General features: G+C 66.8%; 10 protein-coding genes. 6 read left to right on the top strand and 4 right to left on the bottom strand.

All coding sequences use genetic code 11. From position 1 onward, the window contains the following. Nucleotides 1-801, top strand: an 801-nt coding sequence (locus ACFW3F_RS13720; protein WP_388058158.1) for a DUF222 domain-containing protein, incomplete at its 5' end; no start/stop codon positions are given. 231 nt (nt 802-1,032) lie between these two features. Here ACFW3F_RS13720 and clpB read toward each other — a convergent pair. Then, nucleotides 1,033-3,585 carry an ATP-dependent chaperone ClpB gene (gene clpB / locus ACFW3F_RS13715; RefSeq protein ID WP_388058156.1) on the bottom strand — a complete coding sequence of 851 codons (2,553 nt, stop codon included), beginning with the start codon at nt 3,583-3,585 and terminating at the stop codon, nt 1,033-1,035. A 171-nt stretch (nt 3,586-3,756) separates the two neighbouring features. Between clpB and ACFW3F_RS13710 the strand changes: the two genes are divergently transcribed. Both ACFW3F_RS13710 and ACFW3F_RS13705 read left to right on the top strand, forming a co-directional pair. Next, nucleotides 3,757-3,972 carry a hypothetical protein gene (locus ACFW3F_RS13710; protein ID WP_388058154.1) on the top strand — a complete coding sequence of 72 codons (216 nt, stop codon included), beginning with the start codon at nt 3,757-3,759 and terminating at the stop codon, nt 3,970-3,972. Nucleotides 3,973-4,130: 158 nt separating this feature from the next. Continuing rightward, nucleotides 4,131-5,504 (top strand): glucose-6-phosphate dehydrogenase (NADP(+)), encoded by a 1,374-nt coding sequence (locus tag ACFW3F_RS13705; protein ID WP_388058167.1) that lies wholly within the window; start codon nt 4,131-4,133, stop codon nt 5,502-5,504. A 27-nt stretch (nt 5,505-5,531) separates the two neighbouring features. Here ACFW3F_RS13705 and ACFW3F_RS13700 read toward each other — a convergent pair whose 3' ends face one another. After that, complete coding sequence (locus ACFW3F_RS13700) at nt 5,532-7,433, bottom strand: glycoside hydrolase family 15 protein (RefSeq protein ID WP_388058152.1); 1,902 nt, start codon at nt 7,431-7,433, stop codon at nt 5,532-5,534. A 159-nt stretch (nt 7,434-7,592) separates the two neighbouring features. Here ACFW3F_RS13700 and ACFW3F_RS13695 point away from each other — a divergent pair, with 159 nt between their 5' ends. Continuing rightward, nucleotides 7,593-8,858, top strand: a complete 1,266-nt coding sequence (locus tag ACFW3F_RS13695; protein WP_388058150.1) for a cytochrome P450 — start codon at nt 7,593-7,595, stop codon at nt 8,856-8,858. 29 nt (nt 8,859-8,887) lie between these two features. Here the strand turns inward: ACFW3F_RS13695 and ACFW3F_RS13690 are convergent, their stop codons facing one another. Both ACFW3F_RS13690 and ACFW3F_RS13685 read right to left on the bottom strand, forming a co-directional pair. Next, on the bottom strand, nt 8,888-10,606 hold the full coding sequence (locus ACFW3F_RS13690) for a VWA domain-containing protein (RefSeq protein WP_388058148.1): 1,719 nt from the start codon (nt 10,604-10,606) through the stop codon (nt 8,888-8,890). A 79-nt stretch (nt 10,607-10,685) separates the two neighbouring features. Then, entirely contained in the window at nt 10,686-11,474 is a 789-nt protein-coding gene (locus ACFW3F_RS13685) for a DUF427 domain-containing protein (RefSeq protein ID WP_388058146.1), read from the bottom strand. A 67-nt stretch (nt 11,475-11,541) separates the two neighbouring features. On the opposite strand from ACFW3F_RS13685, the gene ACFW3F_RS13680 reads away from it, so the two are divergent. Continuing rightward, entirely contained in the window at nt 11,542-12,069 is a 528-nt protein-coding gene (locus tag ACFW3F_RS13680; protein ID WP_388058144.1) for a hypothetical protein, read from the top strand. 156 nt (nt 12,070-12,225) lie between these two features. Continuing rightward, on the top strand, nt 12,226-13,122 hold the full coding sequence (locus tag ACFW3F_RS13675; RefSeq protein ID WP_388058165.1) for an MBL fold metallo-hydrolase: 897 nt from the start codon (nt 12,226-12,228) through the stop codon (nt 13,120-13,122). Nucleotides 13,123-13,130: the final 8 nt, after the last annotated feature.

Below are 13,130 nucleotides of genomic sequence, written 5' to 3'. Positions count from 1 at the left end.
CTACTGAAGGCTGTCCTCGAGGACGGGTTGCTCGGGAGATCGCACCGCGGGCTACCCGTGCAACTGATCATCAAAGCCGACCTCGACGACCTCGTCCGTGAAGCCGGACTCGCGACCACCGCCACCGGCACCCTGCTCCCCATCCCCGACCTCATCGACCTCGCCGCGACGGCCACCGATATTCAACCGTGGTTGGCGATCTTCAAAAACCACACGGCCGTGCCCCTGTACTTCGGGCGCGGCAAGCGTCTCGCCACCCGCGCACAACGTCTCGTCTCCTTCGCCCGCCCCGACGGTGAGGTGTGTTCGGCGCCCGGCTGCGATCAACCCGCCACCCAGGTGGACATGCATCACGCCCAGAAGGATTGGGCCAAGGGTGGTCTCACCGACATCGACGACCTCGCCCCGGCGTGCCCGCGTCACAACCGGATGGTCGGTGACCAGCCCGGGCAGTACACCACCCGGATCGAACGGTCCGGACCCGACGAAGGCCGCTGCCTCTGGCGGTTGAACGCCGAACCCGGCGCGCCACCCAACCCCGAGCGCCTCAACCGCCGACCCGACATATCCCGGCGGTTCGCAGAACATCTGAACACCGTGCGCGACGAGATCCACGGACCACCAACCCGGTCCGGCGCTCACCCACGCCCACACCAGCCGCGCCCCGAACAGTCACGCCCCGATGATCTGCGCCTGAACATCAGCCACGTCATCGACGTCCGACCACCGCGACCCGGACCACCCCAACCGCGGCCCTCCCTCGTCGAAGCACACCTCATGTGGCTCCTCGCCACCCGCTGAGCCCCCCGCATCACAATCGCCCACCGGCGAATCCAACTCGACCGACGGACCTCGATCGAAGTCCAGCAGTCGAGACGAAGTTCGCCAGTCATCGGCACCTCCTCCATCTGCCTCACACTGTCATCGCCCGGATGCCGCCGTCCCCTACGACAAAAGGACCCATCCCGGAGGATGGGCCCTTTTGTCTTGCGATGAACTCCGTCTGACTACGAACTCTGTCTGACTACGAACTCAGCCGAGCACCAACGACTCGCCGTCGGCACTGACGTTGACCGGCACCACGTCTCCGTCGCGGATGTCTCCGGACAGGAGTTGCCTGGCGAGCTGGTCGCCGATGGCCTGCTGCACCAGCCGGCGCAGCGGGCGCGCACCGTACAGCGGGTCGAATCCCCGTGCGCCCAACCATTCCTTGGCCTTGGTCGACACCTCGAGGTCGAGGCGGCGTTGCGCAAGGCGCTTCTTGAGCTGGCCGAGCTGGATGTCGACGATCGACACCAGTTCCTCGGGGCTCAGCGCGTCGAAGATCACCACGTCGTCGAGACGGTTGATGAACTCCGGCTTGAACGCCGAGCGCACGGCCATCATGACGTGGTCCTTGTCGCCGCCCGCACCGAGGTTCGAGGTCAGGATGAGGATGGTGTTGCGGAAGTCCACCGTTCGTCCCTGGCCGTCGGTCAGGCGACCTTCATCGAGCACCTGCAGCAGCACGTCGAAGACGTCCGGGTGGGCCTTCTCGATCTCGTCGAACAGGACCACCGTGTACGGACGACGCCGTACCGCCTCGGTGAGCTGGCCACCGGCCTCGTACCCGACGTAACCGGGCGGGGCACCGACGAGCCGTGCGACGCTGTGCTTCTCGCCGTACTCGCTCATGTCGATGCGGACCATGGCCCGCTCGTCGTCGAACAGGAACTCGGCGAGCGCCTTGGCGAGCTCGGTCTTGCCGACGCCGGTGGGGCCGAGGAACATGAACGAGCCGAGCGGTCGGTTCGGGTCGGCGACGCCTGCGCGTGCTCGACGCACCGCGTCGGACACCGCACCGATGGCGGCCTTCTGTCCGATGACTCGCTTGCCGAGTTCGTCCTCCATGCGCAGCAGCTTGGCGGTCTCACCCTCGAGCATGCGTCCGGCCGGGATTCCGGTCCACGCCGACACGACCTGGGCCACGTCGTCGGGTCCGACCTCCTCCTGCAGCATCACGTCCTGCGACGGATCGGTGCCGGTCTTCTCGATCGCGGCCTCGAGTTCCTTCTCCAGGCCGGGGATCTTGCCGTACCGCAGCTCGGCAGCGCGCCCGAGGTCACCGTCGCGCTCAGCCCGATCAGCTTCGCCGCGAAGGCGTTCCAGCTCCTCCTTGAGGTCGCGGACCGCGTCGATGGCGGTCTTCTCCGACTGCCACCGGGCGGAGAGCTCGTTGAGCTTCTCCTTCTGGTCGGCCAGCTCGGCGCGCAGCTTCTCGAGTCGATCCTTCGACGCCGCGTCGGTCTCCTTCTCCAAGGCGACCTCTTCGACCTCGAGTCGGCGGACGATTCGCTCGACCTCGTCGATCTCGACGGGACGCGAGTCGATCTCCATCCGCAACCGCGACGCGGCCTCGTCGACGAGGTCGATGGCCTTGTCGGGCAGGAAGCGCGAGGTGATGTATCGGTCGGAAAGCGTTGCGGCGGCGACCAACGCGGAGTCGGTGATGCGCACACCGTGGTGCACCTCGTACCGGTCCTTGAGGCCGCGGAGGATGCCGATGGCGTCTTCGACCGAGGGCTCACCGACGTACACCTGCTGGAAGCGGCGCTCGAGGGCGGCGTCCTTCTCGATGTACTTGCGGTACTCCTCGAGAGTGGTGGCACCGACCAGTCGCAGCTCCCCGCGGGCGAGCATCGGCTTGATCATGTTGCCGGCATCCATCGCGGAATCGCCTGTCGCACCGGCACCGACGATCGTGTGCAGCTCGTCGATGAAGGTGATGACCTGTCCGGCCGAACCCTTGATCTCGTCGAGCACGGCCTTGAGCCGTTCCTCGAACTCGCCGCGGTACTTGGCACCGGCGACCATCGAACCCATGTCGAGGGAGATGACGGTCTTGCCGCGCAACGACTCCGGGACGTCGCCGGCGACAATGCGCTGGGCGAGTCCTTCGACGATGGCGGTCTTGCCGACGCCGGGTTCACCGATGAGGACCGGGTTGTTCTTGGTCCGACGGCTGAGGACCTGCACGACGCGCCGGATCTCGGTGTCGCGGCCGATGACCGGGTCGAGCTTGCCCTCGCGGGCGGCCGCGGTCAGGTCGGTCGAATACTTCTCGAGAGCCTGGTAGGTCGATTCGGGATCCTCGGAGGTGACCCTCGCACTGCCGCGCACGGCGACGAACGCCTCGCGCAGGGCCTGCGGTGTCGCACCGAGGTTGTGCAGCAGTTTGGCGACATCGGAGTCTCCGGTCGCCAGGCCGACGACGACGTGCTCGGTCGAGACGTACTCGTCGTCGAGTTCACCGGCCAGCTGCTGGGCAGCGGTGATGGCCGCGATCGACTCGCGGGATAGTTGAGGCGTCGAGCTGGCGCCGGACACCGTCGGCATGCGATCGACCAATCCCTGGGCCTGCGCACGAACGCTCGACGGGTCCACGCCCACCGCTTTGAGCAGCGGCGACGCGATGCCGTCGGACTGATCGAGCAGTGCCACGAGGATGTGGGCCGGTCGCACGTCGGGGTTTCCAGCGCTGGCCGCCGCCTGCACAGCGGAGCTCAGTGCTTGCTGCGTCTTGGTGGTGGGGGTGAAGCTGTCCACTCGCGTGTACCTTTCTCTTTAGTCCAACAGGCTCAAGTATGAGCCATACGGAGGTTGTAACGCCAACAAAGTTGAGTCCATTCCGCTCATGTCTACATATGTTGTGATCTGGCTCACAGGCAATCCGTCGCCGGTTCATACCTGTGCCTCCGCACATCCCCTGTGTACGCGGTGTTCGATCCACCTGGCCCCAGCAAGCGATGGATCGCAATTCTCGACGGCAGACTGCAGTCCTTCGACATCCCGACCGGACACGAGACCTGGTCGGTCGCCTACCCGGGGTTCGCGAGTCCCGACTCCTCCGAGTCGGAAACCCTCACCAAGATCGACGGACGGCACGTGGTCGTGACGACGAAGACGGCAGTTACGTTCATCAGTCCCGCTTAGCGATTCCCTTTCCGCACAGTGCGGGATGAGTGCCGCAAATCCGGTCCTCATTCCGCACTCTGCGCATGTGTTTCGAGCACTATGGATGGGTGACCGCAGACAACTCCCCACGGGAGAACACGACACCGTCCGACACCGATGCGGGTGACGACGCGGCGGTGATCTTCATCCTCTTCGGGTCGACCGGCGACCTGGCCAAACGAATGGTCCTGCCGTCGCTGTACGAACTCCACCGGCGCGGGCTGCTCCCCCGCGGATGGCAGCTCATCGGCAACGGGCGGGGCGACCGTACCGACGACGAGTTCCGGCAGCACGTGAAGGACGCGATCGAGGAGTTCGGTTCGGACGGGTCGGTCTCGTCGGACGACTGGGCGTCGTTCGCCGAGAGCATCCGCTTCGCCGGCGGCGGGTTCACCGCCGATGATCCCGGACGCCTGTTGGAGGTGATCGACGCAGCCCGCGACACCGTCGGGACGACGGCGCAACTGGTCCACTATCTGGCCCTTCCTCCGACCACGTTCGTGGACTACACCAAAGCCATTGCCGCGCACGATCTCGCGAAGGACTCGCGGGTCGTCTACGAGAAACCGTTCGGTACGTCTCCGGACGGTTTCCGGGCCCTCGACGAAGCGGTCCACGAATCGCTGGACGAGAAGCAGATCTACCGGATCGATCATTTCCTGGGGAAGGAGAGCACCCAGAACCTGCACGTCCTGCGCTTCGCCAACGGACTCTTCACCGGGGTGTGGAACCGCGAACACGTGGCGGAGGTCCAGATCGACGTCCCGGAGACCCTCGACATCGCCGACCGCGCCGCGTTCTACGACGCCACCGGCGCGTTTCTGGACATGGTCGTCACCCACCTGTTCCAGGTGGCAGCCGAAGCCGCGATGGAGCCTCCGGTGTCCCTTGGCGCCGACGACCTGCTCGACGCCCGCGAGTCGGTCATCGCGGCCTTCCGTCCACTCGACCCCGCCGAGGTGGTCTTCGGCCAGTACGAGGGGTACCGCGACACCGACGGCATCCCCGATGACTCCACCACCGAGACGTTCGCGGCGGTGCGCCTCTGGGTCGACACCGACCGCTGGCGAGGCGTCCCGTTCCTGCTCCGCACCGGCAAGATGCTCGACCACAGCTCTCAGCGACTCAGCCTCGTCTTCCGGGCCCCGGCCGACGGTCCGCTGACCGACACCCCGAACGACGGCACCGTGCTGACCTTCGACCTCGCCGGTGACGGTGCCATCGATCTGGCCGTCACCGTCAAGGAACCGGGTTCGGGGACCGATCTCTCCGTCGCCCACATGACCGAACAACTCGACGAGGTGGCCGACGGCCTGTCGCCCTACGCACGGCTCATCGTCGACGTGTTGCGCGGCGACCGGTCTCTGTTCACCCGGCCCGACGGCCTCGCACATGTCTGGGAGGTCGCCGCGCCGGTGCTGGAGAATCCGCCTGCGCCGCAACCATATGCGGCGGGTTCGACCGGCCCCGCGACCGCCGACGACCTGTGCGGCGGATCCGGCTGGATCTGAGCGCGGACAGCTGATCGGCGCCTTGGCCTACCCGCCGAGGCGCCGGTCGAGGTTGATCGCCGCGCTGATGAGCGCGAGGTGGGTGAATGCCTGCGGCATGTTCCCGAGCTGTTCACCGGTGAGACCGACCTGCTCGGCATAGAGCCCGAGGTGGTTGGCGTGGGTGAACATCTTCTCCAGCGCCAGCCGCGCGTCGGCCAGACGGCCGACCCGGGTGAGCGCTTCGACGTACCAGAACGAGCACAGCGAGAACGTCCCCTCGGCTCCGTCGAGGCCGTCGTGCCCGCCGTCGGTGTCGTATCGGAACACCAAGGAGTCGCTCACGAGTTCTTGCTCGATCCGCTCCAGAGTGCGGACGAAGCGGTCGTCGGTGGGCGACAACAACTTCACGGCGGGGATCAGCAACAGCGCCGCGTCCAGGCGGTCGGAGTCGAGAGTCTGGACGAACGCTCCTACGTCGTCGTTCCAGCCCCGCTCCATGATCTGCACGAAGATGTCGTCACGGGCCTTCATCCAGCCGGCGACGTCGCCGGGTAGGCCGCGCTGCCGGCTCATCCGGATCATCCGCTCGAGGGCCACCCACGACATCACGCGTGAGTAGACGTAGTCCTGCGGCTTGCTGCGCACCTCCCAGATGCTCTGGTCCGGGCGATCCCAGTTGTCGACGAGCCATCCGGCCACCGTGCACAGATGCGTCCACGACCCGTAGGAGATCCCCGGTCCGTATTTGTTGTACAGGTACACCGAGTCGATGAGCTCGCCGTAGATGTCCAGTTGGAGCTGGTCGGCGGCGGCGTTCCCGATCAGCACCGGCGAGGTCTGCCGGTAACCCTCCCAGTGGTCGAGTTCGGTCTCGGCCGGCGGCGGATCCCCGTCGAGGGTGTACATCAACCGCAGCGGCCCCAGATCTCCCGGCTCATCGGCACCGTCGTCGAACCGGCAGGTCAGCCAGTCCATGAACGCGCCGGCCTCGTCGGTGAACCCCAGCCGGAGCAGCGCGTAGAGGGTGAACGCGGCGTCGCGGATCCAGACATAGCGGTAGTCCCAGTTCCGCTCGCCACCGATCTGTTCGGGAAGCGCGGCGGTCACGGCCGACACCACCGCGCCGGATGGTTCGTGCGTCAGCAGTTTGAGAGTGAGTGCCGACCGATGCACCATCTCCCGCCACCTACCGGTGTAGGAGGACCGTGAGACCCAGTCCTGCCAGAACGCGACCGTCGCGGCGACGACGGCGGGAGAACTGTCGTGGTCGAGCAGTTCCGGCCCGACGGGGTCGGGCGCGAGGACGAACGTGACGCACTCGCCGGTCTCGACGGTGAAGTCGGCCCGCGCGTCCCGGTCGTCGACCGGATCGATGCAGACGGTCGAGACGAGGTGCAGCACCAGGTCGTCGGTCTCGAAGCGAACCCGACGTTCGTCCTCGACGACGAGGGAGTGTGCGACACGGCCATAGTCGAATCGCGGGGCGACCGTGACCCGGAACCGCACGGAGCCCCGCACACAGGAGATCCGACGGATGATCCTCGTTTGGTGGTCGGGGTCGTGCGGTCTCGCGATCGGCATCAGGTCCTGCACCTCGGCGACACCGTCCTCGCTCAGAAAGCGGGTGACGAGCACGTTGGAGTCGGGAAGGTAGAACTGCCGCGTGGTGACGTCGCCGTCCACCGGTTCCACGGTCCACCCGCCGCCCTGTCGAGCGTCGAGTAGCGAGCCGAACACGCTGGGCGAGTCGAACCGTGGGCAGCAGAACCAGTCGATCCGCCCGTCGACCCCCACGACGGCCGCGGTGCGGAGGTCGCCGATGACACCGTGATCGGCGATCGGCAAGTAGTTTCCGGCCGCTGCGGCGTCGCCGGTGGTCGCACCGTCGCATCGGGAATGTGTGGTCGCGTCCTCGCCGGAATCGGTCGGGGTCCTCATGGCGGCCATTCGATGCCTGCGTCGTCCTGGATGGGCCGTCACCCGTGTCGCAGTCATCTCGACGCCGTCGAGCATCCACCGTCCAGCGATCGGGTTCGCCGATCTGCCGATCTGGAACGCGCCGATATCGGACACTCGGAGCAACGCACTCGACGGAAGGACGCACCGGTGACCACCAGCGGGGCCAGCACGAGCACGACCGACGACGCCGCGAACATCTTCGCCGACGCCACGGCCTACGCCGACGAGCCGCGGTTGCACGCGGCCATGGCCCATCTCCGGGCGAACGACCCGGTGCCGCGCGTCGACCACGGGCCCTACCGACCGTTCTTCGCCATCACCAAGCACGCCGACATCATGGACATCGAGCGCGACAACAACCTGTGGTTGAGCGAACCGCGGCCCGTGCTGACCACCGCCGCTGCCGACGACGTGGCAAGGGCGCAGCTGGAATCCGGTGCCGGACTGCGCACCCTGATCCACATGGACGATCCACACCACCGCAAGGTCCGCGCGATCGGCACCGACTGGTTCCGGCCGAAGGCGCTGCGCGACCTCCAGTCCCGCGTCGACGAGCTCGCCAAGCGGTACGTCGACCGGATGCGCGACATCGGTCCGGAGTGCGACTTCGTCGAGGAGGTCGCGGTCGGCTTCCCGCTGTACGTGATCCTGTCGTTGCTCGGTCTCCCCGAAGAAGACTTCCCGCGAATGCACCAGCTCACGCAGGAGCTGTTCGGCGCCGACGACGTCGAGTACCGGCGCGGGGCAACGCTCGAGGAGCGGATGGCGACGCTCCTGGACTTCTTCGCCTACTTCAACACACTGACCGCCTCCCGGCGTGCGCACCCGACCGACGATCTGGCGTCCGCCATCGCCAACGGCCTCGTCGACGGTGAGCCCCTGTCCGACGTCGACACCGCGTCCTACTACGTGATCGTCGCCAGCGCCGGACACGACACCACCAAGGACGCGATCTCGGGCGGGTTGCGTGCGCTGATCGAGAACCCCGGCGAACTCGACCGCCTACGCCGGGAGCCCGACCTGATCGGCACCGCCGTCGAGGAGATGATCCGCTGGACCACGCCGGTCAAAGAGTTCATGCGCACCGCCGCCGAGGACACGTCGGTGCGCGGGGTACCCATCGCCAAGGGCGAATCGGTCTATCTCGCATACACATCGGCGAATCGTGACGAGGAGGTCTTCGACGAACCCCACACCTTCGACGTCGGTCGCTTCCCCAACAAGCACCTGTCGTTCGGCTACGGGGTCCATTTCTGCCTCGGCGCCGCGCTGGCACGAATGGAGATGAAGAGCTTCTTCGCCGAACTGATCCCGAGACTCGACTCCATCGAACTGGCCGGAACACCCCAGCTGGCAGCGACCGTCTTCGTGGGTGGACTCAAGCACCTACCGATCCGGTACGCACTGCGCTGAAGACCCGGGAACACCAGACGTCTGGCACCTCACCGCGCGGCGGCGAAGTACGCCTTGGTCACCTTCACCGGCGTCGGCGTCGACTCCCCATCGCCGAAGTAGACCGTCCAGTCGGCACCCGACTTGTCGTACAGTTCGGGCTGCCCGGCGCGGTACAGCACGAACGAGTACTTCGCGTCCTTGCGGCAGCTGTACCCGAACTCGAAACCCGTCGGCGGGATCGGCCATGCGCCGCCGCTCCGAGCAATGCAGCGGTGGCCATCGGCGAGCTCCAACGCCCACGGGAAGACGTCGGGGTCCGGTTCGCCGAGGGCCGGTAGAGAGCCCGAATAGCTGTACGGTCGAAGCTCTTTCGTCCAAGGATCGGACGTGCACAGCAACCTCCCTGCAGATGGCCAGCAGGCGTTTGCCGAGTCTGCGGTGGTCCCGCATCGATAGACACCGGTCGTGGCGGCCCCGAGCGCATTGGTGCAGTACTCGATCGTGTCGGATGTCCAGGAGCCGCCACCAGTCCCGACAGCGAAACCGTCGACAGGCCGCCCGGCCGGGTCGACAGCGACCACCTCGACCTCTTCCGGCCCCCCTGACGCGCCGCCCCCGGAGCCGCGCTGCTCGGGCAGACACGCGCACAACACGACCCAGGTCACCACGCCCCGCGAGATGTCGGCACCCCGTTCATAGCCGACTCGGTAACCTGTCCCGGCAGAGGTGTCCGCGGCGAAAAGGGCAACGCCATCGGAGTCCTCGAGCGGCTCACCGTACAACTCGACGGCACGCGACCCCGGAGTGCCACGAGAAACACCGTCGATCGTCGTGCCGGCACTGCCGGGTGGATCTCCCGGTGCGATTTCCACGAGCACGTCGTCGTTGAACACGTAGTCGCAGTCGAGCCACACATACACAGTGCGATCACCCTCCACGCGGCCGGTCGCGGGAAACCCGGGATTGTCCCGACGAATCGACGACAGATTCTCCCCGATCGACACGCCACCCCGCGATGTGGGCGAAAGCCGTTGCGCTGCGGCCTCCGCGTTCTGCGCAGCGCTGAGCCGAGCACTGAGTTGGGCGGCATTGTCCGCGGTGACGAACAGACCGCCGCCGTTCTCGGCGACACACGTCAGCGACGGATCATCGGTTCGGAACCCGACGGCGCTCACGGTGACATCGGGTCGTGCACGGTGCAGAGCGGCCACCGTCTCGCATGGTGGAGGCGCACACGTCGACTCACCGTCGGAGACCAGCACTATCGACGCCGGGCCGGTGTCCGGGAGTTGGGCGGCAGCCGCATCGAGGGCCGCCGCAATGGGCGTGAACCCCCGCGCCTCGATCTCACCGAGAGCACTCCGCAGACCCGCGACATTCAACGGACCCAACGGAACCGTCGTCGTCACGTCCCGGCAGCCCTGCACCGCCGGCGTCGTCGCCGCCGCCAGCTGCGAACCGAACGTCACGACACCGAAGAGCGTCTCGGGCGGCAGTCCACCTGCCAGCGCGGACACCGCATCACGCGCGGCCACCAGTCTGCGCCCCGGTGCATCCTCGGTGTTCATCGAATCGGACGCATCCAGGACGACAACTGTCGGCACCGGGTCTGGGATGACCCGCCGATCCGGCACAGCCGACGGGGTGCCGTCGATCCCGATCGCGCAACCAGCCATCAGGTGAACGGCAATGACCAGACCGATCAACGAGATGAGCTGACTCGACGTACTCCGCCGCACGCGGGATCGATGATCAGGGGTCGACACGTGGACGAACGCTACCGTCAACCCACTGTCGACGCCGCAGATCCGACTGCAGGCCAGCGGAATTAGTCTGTTCGGCGGATCACGGCTGCTCCGACGGCTCGACGGTCAGTGTCACCCGCTCGTCGTAGAAACAGATCAGATCGCGGACCGGGACAGCGTCGATCAGCGGGTTGGTGTAGGTCCACGCGACGTCGGCCACCACGTCGTCGCCGACGACAGCCGAGTAGTAACTCGCCTCGCCCTTGTACGCGCACACCGTGACGGTGTCCGACGGCACGAGGAGGTCCATCCGGACGTCCTCGCGCGGAAGGTAATGACGCGGCGGCAGATGGGTTTCCAGCAGCAGCGTCGGGCGTCGGCTCTCCGCCACCACGGTGTCGCCGACCCGCACCACGACATGACGGCTGGTGCTGAGACAGTCGATGCGCTGGAACGGATCATGCGGATGACCGATCGCCGACTCGTCCTCTTCGCGCCACTCGTCGAAGGCCGACCAGTCCAGCAGAACGTGATCGGCAAGGTCCGGATCGTCGGGCCGAAACGCGGCGCCGGACAGAGCCCGACCGTCGGCTCGGAGATCGTAGACCGTGCCGGCGGTGGTGTGGAGAACGAACGGATCATCGGGCGTCAGGATCGGGGGGTGCTCGGTGGCAGCGTCGACTCTCTGCGAATCGACCAGCGGCGCAGCCACATCGGAGATCGGCACCGCATAGCATCCGACCACCCGGTACGGTTCCCAGACCTGCAGGGCAGTAGCCGAGTCGACGACGACTCGTCCGTCGACCAGCGCGCGCACCCGCCTACGCATGTCCACCCAACGCAGCGAACCGAGTTGGGACATCGTGAGTTCGTCCATCGACGTTGCCATGGTCCGATCGTCCTCCGATCGTGCCGCATGCGCCAGGTCGCCCTGGCGCCCGGTACGGTCCGACGTCATGGGTGGGGAGAGACGACGCACGATCGCGGGGCCGAAACAGATCGTGTGGATGGCAGCGGTAGCGGTCGGGTCGGCGTTCTTCTTCTCGGGAATGCTGCGCGCGTGCATGTGGCTGGGCGATCGGATTCTGCCGGAGGCCGGTCTGGTCTACGGCTTCATCATCGGGATGATCGCGACGCTCGTGCTGTGGCCACAGGTGCTGTGGGTCGTGTGGCGCGCGCGGCGAGCACACCTGCGGAAAGCCGGCCGGAGGGCGTCGGGGACGATCGTGCGCAGCGAGATGCGGCGCGAACACCGACCATTCGTCGACCGGTTCCGCCTCGGACTCACCGTCGACCTCGTCCACCCGGCGTCCGGCGAAGCCCGACAGGTGCGCAAGGACTACGTGGTCATCGCACCCCGGAAGGCACAGCTCGAGTCGCTGCATCGTCGTCTGACCGAAGGTGGGTCGGCTCCGTTGCTGATTCACGGGACGTCGACCGCGATAGACGTGCCCGACCGTCCGTCGTGGGCGGACATCTGGTGACGTCCCGATCGGTGATCGCTTGGAGACTCGACGGCACGACTCGAGGAGACCCGCCGGTGCGACGATGAGCAGGTGACCAGTCCGTCGACGGCTTCGAAGATCCCGCCGGCGGGCCGCGGCGTTGACAGGGTTTCGCTGCCGGGGTACGCAGACGACGTGACCCTCGCACCGAGTTTCATCGAGAACCGCTACGACGAGGTGACCGTGCTCGCGTCGTCGCACGGCGGCGCGTTTCCCTACGGCAACACCGTCGTGGTCCGCGGCTCCGCCGGGACCCTGGTCGTCGATCCGTCGCTCGAAGTCGACCACGATCCCGTCCGACCCGACGCGGTGATGATCAGCCATGCGCATGAGGATCACATCGCCGGCCTCCGGCACTTCTCCGCAGACAAGTTCGCGCACGACTCCGACGTCGACGGCGTACGGTCCCTGCAGGTCCTGCTCGACAACTACGGCCTGACCGACGAGCAGCGGGCCGGCGTCGACGCCCAGATCGGCGACACCTTCGACCTCACTCCAGGATTTCCCGACGCGGCCGGTGTCGAGGACGGGCACGTGTTCGAACTCGGCGACGTCACCGCCACGGTCGTCCATCTTCCCGGCCACACCGCAGGGCATTCCGGCGTACTCGTCGAGCCCACCGGGTTCCTCTATCTCGCCGACATCGACCTCACCTCGTTCGGTCCGATGTACGGCGACGTCGGGAGCAGCGTCGATGACTACCTCGCGTCGATTGCACGGGTGCGCGACATCGACGCGCGCTGGTACGGCACCTTCCATCAGAAGGGCGTGGTCACCGGCGCCGACGACTTCCGGTCCCGACTCGCGGACTACGAAGGCGTCATACACCGACGCGACGATCGACTGCTGGAGTTGCTACAGCGTCCGCGCACCCTTGAGGAGATCGTCGTCGAGCGGCTCGTCTACCGTCCGCATGTCCAGCTGCCCTTCGTCGACGCCGTGGAGAAGCGCACCGCCGAGCTCCACCTCGAACGCCTAGGCCGACACGGGCAGATCGCGCGTACCGACGACGGGCGATTCCACCGGGTGTGACCGGTCCC

It is taken from the genome of Gordonia sp. NPDC058843 (assembly GCF_042743165.1).
Taxonomy (GTDB): Bacteria; Actinomycetota; Actinomycetes; order Mycobacteriales; family Mycobacteriaceae; genus Gordonia.
Note: the sequence above shows the minus strand (reverse complement) of the source record. Positions and strands in the feature narration are given on the sequence as shown.